The organism is Terribacillus aidingensis (assembly GCF_900215625.1).
Classification (GTDB): domain Bacteria; phylum Bacillota; class Bacilli; order Bacillales; family Amphibacillaceae; genus Terribacillus; species Terribacillus aidingensis.
Window position 1 is genome coordinate 23,150 of sequence record NZ_OBEK01000004.1, and the last position, 16,389, is coordinate 39,538.

Genomic DNA, 16,389 nt, shown 5'->3' on the forward strand with positions numbered 1-16,389 from the left:
GAAAGGGCAGGAAGGGCTTATGCATTTGGACGCAGAAACAATACTGCTTGTTATTTTATTCGGTTTTCTTGCCGCATTTATTGATTCCGTTGTCGGAGGCGGGGGATTGATAACGATACCTGCATTACTGTTTGCGGGCTTGAATCCGGCAGCTGCTGTGGCGACCAATAAAGTGGCTGGAACGTTGGGGTCGCTGACTAGTACATATATGTTTTATCGCTCAGGCAATTTGGAATTGAAGTCAGTTATGAAGTTCTTTCCGTTCTCATTTATCGGATCGCTGTTCGGAGCCTGGACCGTACATATCATTGATCCGGCATTATTCAAGCCGCTCATGCTCGTTATGCTCGTTGCCGTTGCTATTTATACGATTAAAAAGAAGGAGTGGGGAAGTGTCTCTACTTTTGAGCGCTTGAAACCAAAAGGATTGCTTCTATTTGCTGCAGTCATTACAGCAATCGGTTTTTATGATGGTTTCCTTGGACCAGGGACCGGCTCTTTCCTCATCTTTGCATTTCTGTTTATCGGCTATGATTTCTTGCAAGCAGCTGGTACTGCTAAACTATTAAATCTAGCAAGTAACGTTTCAGCACTTATTCTTTTTATTATTTTAGGACAAGTTCACTTTGCTATCGGTCTTATTATGGGGATATCAGGTGTGTTTGGCTCCATTGTCGGTTCCCGTTTTGCCATTAAAAATGGCAGCGGGTATGTACGTATGTTATTTATTGTCGTAACGACCGTTATGATTTTGAAGAATGTGTATGATTACATAAAGGACATGCTGTAAAAAAGGCCGCAGGGCCTTTTTTTATTGTGTGACAGAACCAGGCTGTGATCTAGTTGCTCATCCAATGCTAGGACTAATAATTGTGGGTGGTGTTTTTTTCATAGATGGAAACGTTATACTATAATTATGTGAATTTCCCGGAGCGGCAGTAACAGCTATTTTTCATATATATAATGATATGAACGAGGGAAGCGTAACGGAGGTAAAGACTGTAGGAGGATAAAGATGTTCGGGACACTATTCAACGTAGCAATGATTATCATCGGCAGTACACTTGGTACTGTATTTAAAAAAGGATTAAAAGACAGATACCAAACAATTTTAATGCAGGCAATGGGTTTGGCGGCGCTAGCATTAGGTGTTAATGCGATTGTAGGACATCTGCCACTAAGCAACTATTCGGTTTTGTTTATCATTAGCCTTGCTATTGGAGCAATTGTAGGGGAGGAGCTGGACTTAGATGCTCGTTTTAATAACCTAGTAAAGAAGTTTTCAAAATCCAACTTGGCAGAAGGCCTCTCCACAGCTATCCTGCTTTTCTGTATTGGAACGCTCTCCATACTAGGTCCGGTAGAAGCAGCGCTGCACCAAGATTATTCGTATTTATTGGCAAATGCGATGCTCGATTTTGTCACATCACTTGTGCTGGCATCTACCTTCGGCTTTGGTATAGCGCTGTCCGCAGGCGTTGTATTTGTGTGGCAAGGCTCGATTTATCTGATGGCCAAAGCATTGGAAAGCACAGTGAATATCGATCTGCTGAATGAAGTGAGCATTGTCGGCGGCGTGCTGATTATGGCCTCAGGGCTGAGCATTCTCGGCATTAAGAAATTCAAAACCATGAACTTTCTGCCGGCCTTGCTTGTTCCGCCTGTGTTCTTTCTTATCTTGAAATTTATTTAGCCAAAAATGAAGCATTTATATGACGAACTAAAAAGATGTGGACATTATGAAGACTGGCCCGGACTTAAATGCGACTGTTGAAGGTGAGAAGTATGAGAAAAAATTAATAGATTATGTTTAATTCTGCTTCACGTACCTAATTTTCACACGATTCCATAATGCATCTATATCAGAGACACTAAGGTTTTACCTGCTATGAGATGCGAAGTGCTTATCTTCCATAATAGCAAATGGCGCACCATTGTCCGCTTCAAAGTGCACATAGTTAGGGTCTTGGGTGGCCAAGTTCCAGTCATGTCCAAATGAAATGTGGTTGTATATCACTCTATAGCAGCATGTAGTTCTTAAACATTAACGAACACCTCAAGAGGGAACGTTATTCGGTGTAGCAGACATTTATTATGGATTGATTACTATCATATTCTTTCTGTATGCACAATTTCCATATATTAGATTTGTTTACAATGAATATGAAGGACATGACCATAGTTTACGCAATGCATTGTTTCAATTCATTGTAAATGGATTTACGGTGTTTGTGTTCGCCTGTATAGTCGGAGTTCTTTCCACTATCGGATTTATGCTGTTTGCGCTGCCGGGTATGATCCTTCTGGCGTTGGTTTTTCCTGTGGCCTATATTAGCATTTTCGAAAGCAAATCTATCTGAAAGCATACCGGGAAGGCGTACGAATTGGTAAAAAACACTTTTTCAAAATCCTGCTGCTTTTATTTGTTGGAGGGCTATTGGAGATGATAATTGGATTAATAATAACCTATTCCCTAATGTGACACAGTCTTATGCAGCCCAAGCCAGAGTAGATATCGTGATTGGTCCCAATCGGAGATCAGATTATTTCGGAAGAACTGAAAAGCGGTAAAGAAAAAAAAGAATTAAAAGAACTGCTGCAATACAAAATGAACGAATCGATTCGCCAGCGTATCATTGAATAAACAAAACGGGCGATTATTCAGAATGAATGAGAACTGAAAGACGCCGAATTACGAATGGATGACAATCGCTTCTATGTCCGAGCTTCGAATGAATTTGAAGCTACTGCTTTCAAATCATTCTTCAGAGGATTAAAAGAAAATATCTTTCAAATTGGCGGAGGACCAAAAATTGATTACCTAGAGACGATTTGGGGAGATAATCCACGTGTAATCGCTCTTCAATAGGAGGCAATACATATGAGAAATAATAATAGGACGAAAAAAGAAAGAAAATGGAGACGCTTTTACTGGTGGTGTTAGTCTTCATTTATGCCATCTATACACCGGTCTCCCTCGTAGAATCGATAAACGGAGATACTTTCTCGCTTATCCCAGCAATCGCGCCAGCCATCATCATGCCATTTGTGAGATCTAACCATCTAAAACGCATACAGCGGAAGAAAAACAAAACGCCTTTTAAGAGAATAGACAGTTGAAGCAAGTGATCACACTGCCATCTTTTTTGGCGTTTTTCTTTTGTATGTATATGAAATAAGACTTTAAGGAGGTACAGACTATGAAAATGTTTAACCGTATAGCTATTCTGCAGTTGTTATAGTATTAACAATCTTTCCTTTAATCACACCAACTGTTTCTGCTGTAGAAGTCTGGGAAGGAAAAGCATGGGATGGCGCTCAGAAGGAAAATGCACGAACGGCAATGGAACTTCAGGAAATGGAACGTTAGGATACAGTAGCGGATGGTGGCTCCACATTAATGAGTGCCGGCGCAGGTATCGCGGCCATACCTATTCCAGGTGCTCAAGCTGTAGGTGGAGCTGTAGCGGTTATTGGCGGAGTTGCTTGGGCAGGAGGTAAATTGACTAAATTATATGCAGATAACTGGAAAGGCGGCGTTTGGAAGACAACGAAAAGTCTAGCCAAAAAAACAGGTAAAAAGATCTCTGATGGATTTAGTAAGTTTACTGGAAAAGTTAAAGGTTTGTTCAGTTAAATTTCATTGAGGAGTAATAAACGTGATGAATAAAAATATGAAATTAAAGAAATACAAAAAGTTATTTGAAAGACCTGTTCTTTATAAATATGGCTACGAGGTCAATAATACAACGTACTATTTTGGTGTCTATAAGAGAGGTGTAAAGACTAGCGGGGCAGTAGTTATCAGTGACAAGGACGAAAAACTTGAGGATATAGAGGAAGCACTTATGAATCTGGTTAGACTTAATTTGTCATTAGATAACTTAAACAACACGCTAAATGAGACGTATTATAGAAAATTTGAAGATGTCAGATCTAATATTAGCTGTATAGATCAACTTCTTACACAATCTGACATGGATGTAACTAAGGCTATTCGCTATAAACGGGCAAAGGAAGGGTTTTTAAATATTATCCAAGGTCAAGATGAGATAGTGAAAATTGGTAAGGAGTTCTTATCTTTTAAATCTGAGAGAGACAAGTATAATCAATATCTCAAGGGAGACCAAGATATTTTATTTAGTTTTCAGACGCAACTAATCCTGATTCAAGTTGAAATAATGATTGGGATTCAAGATCGTTCTGACGATTTTAAGTTTGTTTCCGAGGATATTAAGAGAAATTATAAAACTGAAATAAATAAACAGCAGCTTCAGTACTTCGAAACAGCATCTAAAAATAAGCCGGGTAAAGAAGATACAGAGAGAATTACTGAAGGTGCTAATGTGTATGAAAATACTATTAATGAAACAAAACAACACATGAAAGAATACTACGATCAAGTTGTAAAAACTACCACCAACCAAATCAGAAACCAGCTTAGATATCCAAAAGGTTTGTCTTAAAAAGCAACACTAAAATTCTGAATCACAAGAAGAGATACAGGAACAGGAAAATGATGAGTAAACTGAGGAATAAACAATCCGAGTGGAGGACTTACCAGAAGTACCAGTTACTCTTGAAGAGTTGTTGAGTTATCCGGTCGGATAATTCTCAAGTATACCATAAGAAAATCATTCCTAAAGAGATTGAAAGTACGCTGGAAACGATTGATTTTCCAAAGCTCCCTGAGGAAGGAGAAGCCTCGAAGAAGATATTGCGGTTTGTTTTAAAGCATTACTTTACTTATTTGCTGAGGATTTTCCCCATCCTAACAGTGTGGCGGAGGAATGGACGGATGCTATTCAAGAGAACAGAATGGCAAGCGTGGACAGAGCCAAAACGATTAGGGACTATAACGGTGTTTGGTACGATAAGTACGTTCTTTTTACCAGTAATTATAAAGAAGTAGATAGCTATCTATCTAAACCGTGAGCAGCTTATGAATAATAATCAGCTTTTGCAGTTGGCGAAATGAAAGATGAATATCTTGATACTGTATCCAAGTATAAGTCGCAAACATACGATGAGCTGTCTGCTATCAAAGATGCTCAAGAAGAAGAAGCTAGGAAGGAAATAGACGAATATGACGAGTCTCAATCCGAGTGAGTGTTTTCTAGGCAAGAGATAAAAAAATAATCCTTAAAACGATAAGTTTATATGAAGATGATTATCTGAGAAGAAATACTTGAGAGAGAAGGCAGCATCCACTGCCTTCTCTCTTTCATGAAAGGATTAAAAAAATGGTATACATATTTGTATACGCAGCCTTGCTGCCGTTTTTTTATTATTTAATACGAGTAAAATCTGAAATGCTGGATGAAGATGTAAAGCAAATCAAGACGCATTTTTGGATTATTTTAGGTATTTACACTGTTGTTTTAATGGTCTGGCACATGTATTACCGCTTTAAGTATGAAGTGCCATTAGTTCACTTTGGTGGACCTTTAATGATATTTGTAGGTTCCTTTGCAGGTGTTATTTTCTTATGTTTCTTAATTGCATTCTTTTTAATGACGAAGGGTCGCCCTAATAAAATACAACTATTTAAGGCTTCGTTTGGACCGAAACAATTCCAATTTATGCTTCCTGCTATGGGCATCACTTTTTTGGTTGGCTTTATATTGGGACTACCGTTAACCGAAAAAGCGAAGTATGGAGATGACTTACAATATGTTTATGATCAGTTTGCAGACACTGCTGCTGATGAAGCTATTTCAATTGTGTTTGTCAGTTCTGAAAAAGATTGTTATGAAGATTGTGAGGATACGAAGTACGACACTTTATTGTATGTTAGAAATAATAAAGACGAAGATATTGATGTACGACTTCGGATGCAGTTTGCATTGGAATCAGGCGATACATTAGAGGAATTCAAGCAATTTCGTTTAGAGGATTCCGCAATTGAACCAGTAGAATTTCATATAGACAGAGGGCCGTGGAATCCAGTTACCATAAGAACAGATGAAAGAGTGGTCAATTACCGCTGGCAGCATCAATGGAGATCTGCAGAAGAAAGCTGACGTTAAACAAACGTCAGCTTTATTTGTGCTTTATAAAAATAGCGACAATATAAATGTCAGGATACAAACAAATCCGGCCAGCAGCAGGCTGTACTTAATCGTCATATTAAACAATGCGGATTCATTTCCAGTTTCTTTTACCGCAGCAGTGGCAATGGCGATAGACTGTGGTGAGATTAGTTTGGCCATGACACCTCCGGCTGTATTGGCGGATAACAGCAGTGCGGAGCTGGTGCCGATCTGGCTGCCGGTAACAACTTGCAGCGTTCCGAACAGAGCGTTATTGCTGACAACAGAGCCTGTGATGAAGACACCAATCCAGCCGAGTATCGGACTGAACAATGGGAACAGGCTGCCTGTTTTGGCTAAAGCCAAACCTATTGCGGCGCTTAGTCCGGCATAGTTTGATAGATTCGCAAACGCCATAATAAAGCAAATAGTCAGGACGGGAATCCACAGTTCCTTGGCCGCTTCTTGCAATCCTCTACCTGCACAATTCCAGTTGATATTCCGGCTGAAAAGGCTAGTTAGGATGACAGCTGCTAAAATGGCCGTACCCGTTGCAGACACAAAGTCCAGTTTCAGAATGGCATCGATCGGTGTGTTTGTGACAGCAATTGGTGCAATTGTAACAACTTCTTGATGCAGGAATGGCATTTTTACATAAGCAATCCATCCTGTTAACGGTCCATCAGCTGCAAACAGCTGTTTAAAGAATGGTGCGCTCCATAGGGCAATCACAAGCGTTAAGATATAGAACGGAGACCAAGCTTTCGCCACTTGTCCTATTGTATAACGTTGATCTTGTTCTTGAACTTCTGCCCCTTGTTCCCGGTAAATATGTTTTGGCTGCCATTTGCGCAGGAAGAGAGCAAGTACGCCCATGCTGATAAGTGCAGCACCTATATTGGCAAGTTCCGGACCAATAAAAATCATGGTTGCGGTTTGGATGATTGTATACGTACCACTTAGAACAAGCAGTGCTGGTAATGTTTCTTTGATGCCTTTAAATCCGTTCAGAATAAAGACGAGCAGAAACGGAATAACAAAGCTGACTGGCGGTAACAGAAATGCCAGTGTTCGAGAAAGCTCCAAACTGCTGATTCCGCCAAGCTGGGCCCCCGTAATAACCGGAATCCCGATAGCGCCGAAAGCACCGGATGCAGCGTTGGCGATTAAGCAAAGCCCCGCTGCTTTCAGCGGTTTGAAGCCGATCTGAGTGAGGAGGGCAGCGCTGATGGCAATTGGTACACCGAAGCCTGCTGCTCCTTCCAGAAATGCATTAAAGCTAAAACCAATTAATAAGAGCTGTAAGCGATGGTCTTGCGAAATACTAGCAATACTGCCTCGAATGACATCGAATTTACCAGATTTAACAGCGAGCTTATACAGCCAAACTGCCATAAGGACGATGTAGCCAATCGGCCATAAGCCGTTGCCGAAACCAAGCACGATAGCAGATAATGCTTTTAGTGCAGGCATTTGGAAAACAAATACTGCTACTGCGAAGCTGATAACAAGTGTCAATCCCGCAGCAAGTATTCCTTTCATCTTAAAAGCAGTCAAACCAACTAAGAAAAACAGAATCGGTAAAAATGCAACTAACGCACTAACATACTCATTTCCAAATGGGTTGTAAGCTTGCATCCACATAACATGCTCATCTCTTTTCTGATGGATTAAATTAGTTTACAGGTTGGAAGGCAGTTTCCACAATGCTGCGAAGGACACCGGCACTGTGCTGGAATTGTTCTTTTTCCTTTTCATTCAGCGGAAGTTCCAATACTTGCTGTGCACCTCCGCGTCCAACAATAGTCGGAACGCCAATGTAAACATCTTTCTCTCCATATTCTCCATTCAGATGTGCTGTCACTGGCAATATTGCTTTTTCATCTCCAAGAATTGCCTGCGTTACACGGACAAGGCTCATCGCGATACCATAATAAGTAGCGCCTTTTTTCTCGATTACATGATAAGCTGCATCACGCACATTTACGTAAATCTCATCTAAGTCTTCTATTTTGTATTTGCTGTCTGTGTTCATCATCGCTGCTAGCGGAACACCGCCGATTGTTGCTTGGCTCCATACTGGAAGTTCAGTATCACCGTGCTCGCCAATCATGTGTGCTTGCACATCATGCGGCGCAACACCAAAATAATCACCAAGCATGTAGCGAAGACGGCTCGAATCTAATGTGGTACCGCTGCCGATTACACGTTCTTTTGGCAGACCGCTGAATTTCCAAACAGCATGCGTCAATATATCGACCGGGTTTGTTGCAATTAAGAAGATCCCATCAAAACCGCTGCCCATCACGTCATCCACGATACCTTTGAAAATCTTGATGTTCTTGCTTACTAAATCCAATCTCGTTTCGCCTGGTTTTTGATTTGCACCAGCTGTTATACAAACGATATCTGCATCTTGGCAGTCAGCATATGTGCCGTAGCTGATTTTTGTTGGGCGAGGGGCAAATGCCTGACCGTGGTTTAGATCCATCGCATCGCCCATCGCTTTATTTTCATTTAAATCAATAATTACCAGTTCATCTACGATATTCTGGTTCATTAATGCGAACGCATAACTGCTTCCAACGAATCCCGCACCGATTAAAGCTACTTTATTGATTCTTTCCATATCAGATCATCACCTTTGTTAGAATTTATTATGTGAATAATTTCACATTCTTTATATTTGTATTGTGCAATACTTCACAAACTTTAGCAAGCCCTATGTATTGAATAAATTGTGAACAAATGGAATAGGTTTCTTAGAGGGGGTTTTTCGATGTTTACGATGCTGTTTGCATTCGGTATCTTCATCTTAATTTTCTTCTTCGCAGCCATTCGTACCGTCATAGAGAGAAGAAATGATGAATAGAAAATTTTAGTATTGGCACAAACAGAACGCGTTATGCGATGGAGGTGAAGGTTCGTGTCAGTCAGAACTGGCGATATGTACCTTAGCAGTATTAATGCAATGCAAACCAATGTGTTATATGGTAAATCTTTAATAGATAAGCCTTTCTCTAAACATGCTGCTTTTCGGGGTGTTATGCGCTCGCAAGCAGAATTGTACGATTTGCAGCACAAAAAATCACACATAGATATACTGACATGTAAAGATGCCGATACTGGCGAGCGTTTTGGTCTTTCCTATCTGCAGCCGAAAACAAAAGAAGATAACAAACGCCGAGGCAAGATGATAAAATGCTGGGCTGATCAAACACACGGTATGCTCGGAAGAAGTCCTGATTATATGAATACCGTCCTAGCGGCATTTGCCGCGTCTGCTGGTTTATTAGAAGGAAAAGAAAAATGTTTTCCGGATCATTTACGCCATTATTATGCGTATGTAAAACATCATGATTTGGCAATGACCCATACATTCATTGATCCTCAAGTAAACAGAGGCGACTTTTATTGTGAACAAGAAGATGAACCTATTGGGGCAACAGTGATAGACCGCAATGAAGAAGGCATTATCGTTCAAGGGGCTAAGTTGCTGGCAACACAAGGCGGAATTACGGATGAACTGGTTGTCATGTCGGCTGCTGGTTTCAAACGTGACAGAGCATTCGCTTTTGCTATTCCGAGCAACACGGACGGACTGACATTTGTAGCGAGAGAAACATTTGCTGCAGGAAAAAGCAGAGCTGAATATCCGCTTAGTGCCAGATATGAAGAAACAGACACGATTGTCATATTTGATAAGGTGCTCGTACCTTGGGAGCGTGTTTTTTATTATGATAATGTCATGGCAGCAAATAGCTTTAAACAAGAAAGCAGCTTTGCCGCATTATCCTTACATCAAGTATTAATACGCCGAATCGCTAAGTTGGAATTTGTCATTGGTATTGTGCAGTCACTTATAGAGGAAATAAATATAGCTGAATACCAGCACGTACAAGAAAAAGCAGCAAACCTTCTCATTTTACTAGAGGTGCTGCAAGCGCTTCTGCAGCAAGCAGAAGATAATGCAGCGCCAGACTATTGGGGCACTTGCTGTCCGGATCTAAAACTGCTGCAAGTTGCATCTAATCTATTTGCACGTCAATCCCCTACAATCGCACCGATTATCCAGCAGCTAGGTGCAAGCGGATTGATGAGCATTCCGCCATTGCAAGCATTTTCTTCAGAACAAAAAGCCGATCTGAATCATTATCTTCAAGGCTCATCGAGGAAAGGGAAAGATCGCGTAAAACTATTCCGGCTGGCTTGGGACTTTGCTATGTCTTCTTTTGGGACACGAGAGGCGCTGTACGAGTATTTCTTCTTTGGAGATCCAGTCCGGCTGACAAGTCAGTTTTACGGGTCATTTGATTTGCAGCCATATACGAAGAAAATAGATGATTTGTTAAAGTGAAAAGGCCCTCTATGTCGGGGTCTTTTCGTTTGCAATGAAAAGCTGATAGCTGGAAAAGCATGTATTGTATCGTGTTTGAAACAACAGTATGATTTAAAATAAGGATACATTTTCCAAGTGTTGCTATTTTGGAAAGCAAGCAGACTTAAAACAGAGAGAGGGAAGCATATGATCATGGTAAGTGCGTGTCTCGCTGGCAAACCCGTTCGTTATAATGGAACAGCTGCCAACGATACAATCATAGAACAACTTATTGCGGAGAGAAAAGCAATCAGCGTATGTCCGGAATTACTTGGCGGCTTTCTCACACCGAGAGAACCTGCGGAAATTGTTGGAGGAAGCGGATACGATGTGTTAGATGGGACAGCTAAAGTAGTGGAGTATTCAGGTACAGACGTGACGGACAGGTACATAGAAGGAGCAGCGCGTGCACTAGCTATTGCGAACGAAAATAAGGTTGACCTGGTTGTGTTAAAAGAGAACAGCCCCTCCTGCGGAAGTTCCTTTATTTATGATGGCACTTTCCAAGGCCAGAAGCAGGCTGCTGCCGGCGTGACAACAGCGATGTTCAGGCGTGCTGGAATCCGTGTGATTTCCGAAGCAGAGCTGGGGGAGAAACAGGAAATAATGAAACTAGGATTAGGAAACATACAATGAAACGAATTGCCATCGTTGGTTCAAGTGGATCAGGAAAATCTGTCTTAGCTAGGAGACTTGGGGAAATTCTGCAGATGGAAGTCTGGCATTTAGACGCAATCCTGTGGAAGCCGGATTGGGTTTTAACGCCCAGAGACGAACAAAAACAGATTCAACAGCAGCTAGTAAGCAAAGACAGTTGGATAATTGATGGTGACTATAATAGTACGCTGGATATTCGGCTCAAGGCAGCGGATACGATTATTTTCTTGGATATGCCCCGGATGCTTTGTGTGTACAGAGTGTTAAAGCGGCGCCTGATGTACCATAATCGCTCCCGGCCAGATATGCAGGAAGGGTGCAAGGAAAAAATAGATATGGCGTTTCTTCAATGGGTTTGGCAATATCCGATATCCAAACGTCCAGGTATGTTGGAAAAGCTTGAAATACTAGCTCAAAATAAGCAAGTAATCATATTGAATAGTTCTAGAGAAGTCGAAAAATATGTAGATGAAATGAAAAGCCCAGTGTAAACGTACCTCTACAGTTGTTATATAAAGTTCTGCCTTAGTGAAAGGAGTCTGTTTAAGTGGACTGCAAAACAAACGTCATGCGCCTTCTAGATCAAAAGAAAATATCCTATGACGATTACTGCTATGCTGATACCGATGCGATTAGCGGTATAGACGTTGCTGAGGTATTAGGTCAGAATCCCGCCCGTGTGTTTAAGACGCTCGTTACGGTCAGCAAAACAGGACAGCATTATGTATTTGTTATTTCAGTGCAGAAAGAGTTGGACTTAAAGCGGGCAGCAGCAAGTGTTGGAGAGAAATCGGTGCGGATGCTGCCAGCTAAGGAATTGCTTCCGCTGACAGGTTACGTTCATGGAGGGTGTTCGCCTATCGGAATGAAGAAAAATTTCCTCACTGTCCTGGATGTATCTGCACAAGCCTTTGAAAGCATCATTTTTAGTGCGGGTAAAGTCGGGTATCAGGTGGAGCTTGCGCTGGCTGATCTTGCAAAAGTTGTTCCGCATAAATTAGCTGCAATAAGTATGGAATAAGGTTTCTGCTTTCTAAAAAGAGCAGAAGTCTTTTTATTTCTCCTTTTGGCTTTTCGGTGTATAGTTAGCACATCATCTTTAAAAGTAAGACAATCTAAGCCCATCTGCTTCAAAGAATGCATCTGTCATACTATGATAGAAGAAGAATACAGACAGGTGGACTTGTGCCTACATAAATCCAATTAATTCTACGTACACTGATAAAAAAGGAGAAAGATTGATGACGGATATGAGATTAGAATCGAAGGCTATTTCGATATTAAAAGATAAAATAGAACTTATTCCTACAGCAGAGGGAGCCATTTATCTTGTTGGGCCCATTAAACTGCCTGTGAGTCTGTATGGAGAGACAGTAACATTCCAGTGGTATTGCTGGCTGAATTGCAGGGAAGTAGCCAAAGACTATGAAGAAATTATTCATAAGCTATCGGATATGAATTTAGCTGAAATGCAGCAATCTAGTGTGCTTGTTTATGGTGATTTTGCTGAAGCGGAAGATGCGCTGATCCGAATGCATTCCATCTGCCATACAGGTGATATTTTCGGCAGTAAACGCTGTGACTGCGGTTTTCAGCTGAAGCAGTCTATGCAGAAGATCGTTGAGCACGGCGCGGGTGCTTTGTTCTACCTGGCTAACCACGAAGGACGCGGTATTGGCTTGTTCAGCAAGGCAATGGCCTACATTCTGCAGGAAAATGACTACGACACAGTGGAAGCAAACCAAGCTCTCGGCTTTGTAGATGATTCCCGAGATTATACAGATGCAATTCAAGTGCTGAAGGCATTGCGAACAAAGCCAGTAACATTGATGACGAACAATCCGCGAAAGCTGGCAGCGATGGAACAGGCAGGCATGCAGTTATCCGGCCGTGCGGCGCTTTGGGGAGATGTATCCGAATATAACGAGAACTATCTTAAAACAAAAATCGTTCGTTCAGGTCACCTTGGCGATGAGGAGATTTGCAGCAATGACTGAGCATACGTTTTATATGGACTTGGCCTTGCAAAACGCACGAGCGATGAAAGGGCAGACAGATCCAAACCCATTAGTTGGATCTGTGATTGTGAATGATAATCGCATCGTCGGAATTGGTACGCATTTAAAAGCTGGAGAACCTCATGCGGAGATTCATGCTATCCGAATGGCAGGAGAACAGGCAAAAGGCGGGACAATTTATGTCACGCTTGAGCCTTGCTCCCACTATGGCAGAACTGGTCCATGTGCCGTAGCGATTAAGGAAGCAGGGATTAAAAAAGTGGTCATCGCAACGCTTGATCCGAATCCGCTTGTGGCTGGGAACGGGGTAAAAATTCTGGAGGAAGCCGGCATAGAAGTGATTATCGGCGTGCGGGAGGAAGAAGCTCGCCAGATGAACGAAGTGTTTAATAAATTTATCGTCGAAAAAAAGCCGTTTATTACGCTAAAGGCGGGGACAACATTGGACGGTAAAATTGCGACGCATACATTGGACAGCAAATGGATTACTTCCGCTGCTTCCAGACGAGATGTTCACCAGCTGCGTCATGAAAACATGGCTATCCTTGTTGGTGTGAACACCGTGATTGAAGACGACCCCGAGCTGACAGCCAGAATACCAAACGGACGTCATCCGCTGCGCATCGTACTCGATTCCACACTTAGAATTTCGCTGGACAGCAAAGTAGTCACAGACAAATTGGCGGATACTTGGATTTTTACAACTCAGCAGGCAGCCAGTGAAAAGGAACAGACGCTCATTAATAAAGGGATAAAGGTATTCCGTACAAGCGGCAGCAGTCGTGTCGATGTGATGGAAGTGGTAAATATATTAGGAGAACAGCTTATTTCTTCGGTGTTAATTGAAGGAGGAGGCAGCGTACACGCTTCTTTCTTGGAGCAGCATCTCATCGACAAAGTCGTGCTGTATTTCGCACCTAAACTAATCGGCGGTAAAGCTGCACCTACTTTCCTGGAAGGAACGGGCTTTGCGAAAATGGCGGACGCGGTTGATTTGGATCATACAGACATCATTAAAATTGGACAGGACTTTAAGTTCATCGGCTATCCGCAGTACCGCAAAGGAGGAGAGATATTTTGAAAATCGGATTCGATATTGATGATACGCTCATCAATCTGCGGGAGCACGCTTTTCATTTATATAATAAAAAGATGAATCAACAAATTCCGCTTGCTGTGTTTCATAAGCTCGAGCGAGTCGAAATTCATGAGCCATTCGGACTGACAGAGGAACAAGGGCGTGACATGTGGAATGCCAGCTTGGAGGAAATCTACTATACTACTTGTCCGCCGTTTCCAAATGCAGTCGAGCTCTTGCAGGAGTTCGAGCGAGACGGTCATGAGATTTATTACATTACCTCCAGACCAAAGGAACACGGCGAACGAACAAAAGCATGGATGCAAGCACTCGGCTTTCCTGTGAAAAATGAGCAGTTTTTCTATGGAATGAAGGATGAAGAGAAAAATAATATTATGAAAGAGCTTCAGCTGGATTACTATTTTGATGATAAGCCTGAAGTGCTGAATACCCTACTGAATGAGTCCGATACGAAGGTCTTCGTTAAGCATCAATCCTACAACCAGAATGTGCAATTGCCGAGAATTAGCGAATTATCGGAGATAAGAGAGTTAATAACTAACGTAAAGAAGGATTAACGGAAATTTTACCGTCAATCCTTCTTTTTACACTTTACAAAAGGAGGAATTTCCTAGTTATTAGAGAATTAAAGAGTATAATATAAGATTTTTACTAATAATGTAATATTAGGTATTTAACCGGCGGAGGGGGAGTAAAGATGAATCTCGTTTTATCAGAAACGGATAAAAAATTCAGTGCGTTACTTCTAGACTTCTATGGCATGATAAAACAAGACAAAAAAGAAGCAGCTGCCATTCTTGCTGAGGTAATGGATGCTATGAAGAAGGAAGTAGTTGTGGAGGAAATGCTAGTCTCAGCCGATTTACTAGCTATTCGGTACAAGATTATGCAAGAGGATATTCACACTGCGGAGAAATGGATGGAAAAATTTGAAGCCCTAGGCCATGCATTATCACAAGTAAATGCCTACTATTACCATTACTTTAAAGGACAAATTCTTTTCCAGGAAAAAAGATGGAAAGAGGCAATCCGATATTATGAGCATGCTGAGCTTTATTTAGCGGAGGAGGAGGAAAAGTCTGATTTCTATTATAAGCTGGCAAGTGCTTATTATCATGCTTATATTCCGGCATTATCAGCATTTAATACAGCAAAGGCTTTGCATTACGCTACAGCATACAAGCAGCAGCTGCATCTGATAAAAAGCAAATTGTTGCTCGGACTTAATTACCTGGAAGTTCGGAATTTTAATCAAGCAGAATTTTATCTCCTAGAGTCATTATCCTCTCAGACTTCATCTGACAACACATCAACAGAATTAGTGTCCATGATTCATCATAATTTAGGCCTCCTTTACTTCGTTCAGCTAAAGTTTGAAGAAGCAGTCCTCTATTTTGAAAAAGCTGTTCAAACAGCGTCAAGAAGCCATTATTTAAAGACTATTTACTATCTGACAGAATCACTTTTCCATGCCGATCGCCAACAGGAAGCGATGCATTATCATCAAATCGGATTCGAAAAGAGCAAGGAGGAACAAGACCTTGATTATCAATGGGCCTTTGCCATGCTTCACAAACAGTTTGTTGACCGTAACTGCTTTGAAGGCGTCTGGGAACAGGGGATAGCTTATTTTAAATCCATTGGTGATAAGTATAGTGTCCATTACTATAGCTTGCGTATGGCCAAGTATTATTCAGTAAAAGGAAAAGCGGAACCCGCAAATTATTATTATCGTCTCGCAATGCAATAACTGTTTCACTATCTTAGTGAGATTACTAAGAATCATGAAAAGTCATCCTTTGTCTTAGCAGCGGTATTATTCTCGCAATTGTACTTTTGTTGGTGTTCGCATTCTGCAGCTGTTGCAAAGTATAAGAGAAACGCATATTTTGTCTGTTTCTTCTTGTAGTAAAAATTTCTTGTTGAAATATGTAGATGTGTGTAGTAAAGTTAATTGAGTTTTCAATTGCATACAAATCCTCATCATTTGATGAGGTAGAGGATGCGGCTGTTAATAGTACAGACTGGGAGATCTGGAGAGATCATGGAACAGTTTGGAAAGGAGTAGCTGCCGAAGCCGGATGGACTCTCCATTCCTCTGGCTGGGTCTGTACTCGAATAGGGGCAGAACTGTCACGTCAGTCGCAAAGCTGGCGTGTTGCGCTATCTTTGTGAGAATGATGCTGTTTATAAGTAAAGGCCGTT

General features: G+C 41.4%; 18 protein-coding genes and 1 riboswitch. Of the genes, 16 read left to right on the forward strand and 2 right to left on the reverse strand.

Annotated features, from left to right (window positions below):
• Window positions 1–19: 19 nt before the first annotated feature.
• The 8 genes from CRO17_RS12675 (at window position 20) to CRO17_RS12695 (ending at window position 6,023) form a co-directional block, all read left to right on the forward strand.
• Entirely contained in the window at window positions 20–790 is a 771-nt protein-coding gene (locus CRO17_RS12675; RefSeq protein ID WP_097042769.1) for a TSUP family transporter, read from the forward strand.
• Window positions 791–1,015: 225 nt separating this feature from the next.
• Window positions 1,016–1,693, forward strand: coding sequence for a DUF554 domain-containing protein (locus CRO17_RS12680; protein ID WP_097042771.1), 678 nt, complete (start codon window positions 1,016–1,018; stop codon window positions 1,691–1,693).
• An 828-nt stretch (window positions 1,694–2,521) separates the two neighbouring features.
• A complete protein-coding gene (locus CRO17_RS17895; RefSeq protein ID WP_281253826.1) occupies window positions 2,522–2,644 on the forward strand; it encodes a hypothetical protein in 123 nt (40 codons plus the stop codon).
• A 54-nt stretch (window positions 2,645–2,698) separates the two neighbouring features.
• Window positions 2,699–2,869, forward strand: a complete 171-nt coding sequence (locus CRO17_RS17595) for a hypothetical protein (RefSeq protein WP_179637041.1) — start codon at window positions 2,699–2,701, stop codon at window positions 2,867–2,869.
• 531 nt (window positions 2,870–3,400) lie between these two features.
• Window positions 3,401–3,637, forward strand: coding sequence for a hypothetical protein (locus CRO17_RS12685; RefSeq protein WP_097042772.1), 237 nt, complete (start codon window positions 3,401–3,403; stop codon window positions 3,635–3,637).
• A gap of 22 nt (window positions 3,638–3,659) precedes the next feature.
• Entirely contained in the window at window positions 3,660–4,466 is an 807-nt protein-coding gene (locus tag CRO17_RS12690) for a hypothetical protein (protein ID WP_143596023.1), read from the forward strand.
• Between the two features lie 508 nt (window positions 4,467–4,974).
• Window positions 4,975–5,109: a hypothetical protein gene (locus CRO17_RS17900; protein WP_281253827.1), complete on the forward strand. Its 135-nt coding sequence runs from the start codon at window positions 4,975–4,977 to the stop codon at window positions 5,107–5,109.
• A 134-nt stretch (window positions 5,110–5,243) separates the two neighbouring features.
• Window positions 5,244–6,023, forward strand: a complete 780-nt coding sequence (locus CRO17_RS12695) for a hypothetical protein (protein WP_097042776.1) — start codon at window positions 5,244–5,246, stop codon at window positions 6,021–6,023.
• Window positions 6,024–6,053: 30 nt separating this feature from the next.
• Here CRO17_RS12695 and CRO17_RS12700 read toward each other — a convergent pair whose 3' ends face one another.
• Both CRO17_RS12700 and CRO17_RS12705 read right to left on the reverse strand, forming a co-directional pair.
• Window positions 6,054–7,676, reverse strand: coding sequence for an L-lactate permease (locus CRO17_RS12700; RefSeq protein WP_097042778.1), 1,623 nt, complete (start codon window positions 7,674–7,676; stop codon window positions 6,054–6,056).
• A gap of 31 nt (window positions 7,677–7,707) precedes the next feature.
• A complete protein-coding gene (locus CRO17_RS12705) occupies window positions 7,708–8,661 on the reverse strand; it encodes an L-lactate dehydrogenase (protein ID WP_097042780.1) in 954 nt (317 codons plus the stop codon).
• 297 nt (window positions 8,662–8,958) lie between these two features.
• Here CRO17_RS12705 and hpaB point away from each other — a divergent pair, with 297 nt between their 5' ends.
• From hpaB to CRO17_RS12745, 8 genes are all read left to right on the forward strand, one after another.
• Window positions 8,959–10,389, forward strand: coding sequence for a 4-hydroxyphenylacetate 3-monooxygenase, oxygenase component (hpaB, locus tag CRO17_RS12710; protein ID WP_097042782.1), 1,431 nt, complete (start codon window positions 8,959–8,961; stop codon window positions 10,387–10,389).
• Window positions 10,390–10,557: 168 nt separating this feature from the next.
• Complete coding sequence (locus CRO17_RS12715) at window positions 10,558–11,046, forward strand: 2-thiouracil desulfurase family protein (protein WP_097042784.1); 489 nt, start codon at window positions 10,558–10,560, stop codon at window positions 11,044–11,046.
• Complete coding sequence (locus tag CRO17_RS12720) at window positions 11,043–11,558, forward strand: DNA topology modulation protein (protein ID WP_097042786.1); 516 nt, start codon at window positions 11,043–11,045, stop codon at window positions 11,556–11,558. Before CRO17_RS12715 ends, CRO17_RS12720 begins: the two co-directional genes overlap by 4 nt.
• Before the next feature lie 56 nt (window positions 11,559–11,614).
• Window positions 11,615–12,088 (forward strand): Cys-tRNA(Pro) deacylase, encoded by a 474-nt coding sequence (gene ybaK, locus CRO17_RS12725; RefSeq protein ID WP_097042788.1) that lies wholly within the window; start codon window positions 11,615–11,617, stop codon window positions 12,086–12,088.
• A gap of 220 nt (window positions 12,089–12,308) precedes the next feature.
• Window positions 12,309–13,064 carry a GTP cyclohydrolase II gene (locus CRO17_RS12730; protein ID WP_097042791.1) on the forward strand — a complete coding sequence of 252 codons (756 nt, stop codon included), beginning with the start codon at window positions 12,309–12,311 and terminating at the stop codon, window positions 13,062–13,064.
• Window positions 13,057–14,166, forward strand: a complete 1,110-nt coding sequence (ribD, locus tag CRO17_RS12735; RefSeq protein ID WP_097042793.1) for a bifunctional diaminohydroxyphosphoribosylaminopyrimidine deaminase/5-amino-6-(5-phosphoribosylamino)uracil reductase RibD — start codon at window positions 13,057–13,059, stop codon at window positions 14,164–14,166. Before CRO17_RS12730 ends, ribD begins: the two co-directional genes overlap by 8 nt.
• Window positions 14,163–14,741: a 5' nucleotidase, NT5C type gene (locus CRO17_RS12740; protein WP_097042794.1), complete on the forward strand. Its 579-nt coding sequence runs from the start codon at window positions 14,163–14,165 to the stop codon at window positions 14,739–14,741. The genes ribD and CRO17_RS12740 overlap by 4 nt, the downstream gene beginning before the upstream one ends.
• A 140-nt stretch (window positions 14,742–14,881) precedes the next feature.
• The gene (locus CRO17_RS12745) at window positions 14,882–15,934 is read left to right on the forward strand and encodes a tetratricopeptide repeat protein (RefSeq protein ID WP_097042796.1); all 1,053 of its coding nucleotides are present in this window, start codon (window positions 14,882–14,884) and stop codon (window positions 15,932–15,934) included.
• A 238-nt stretch (window positions 15,935–16,172) separates the two neighbouring features.
• A riboswitch (Lysine riboswitch) is annotated at window positions 16,173–16,358 on the forward strand.
• The last annotated feature ends 31 nt before the right edge of the window (window positions 16,359–16,389 follow it).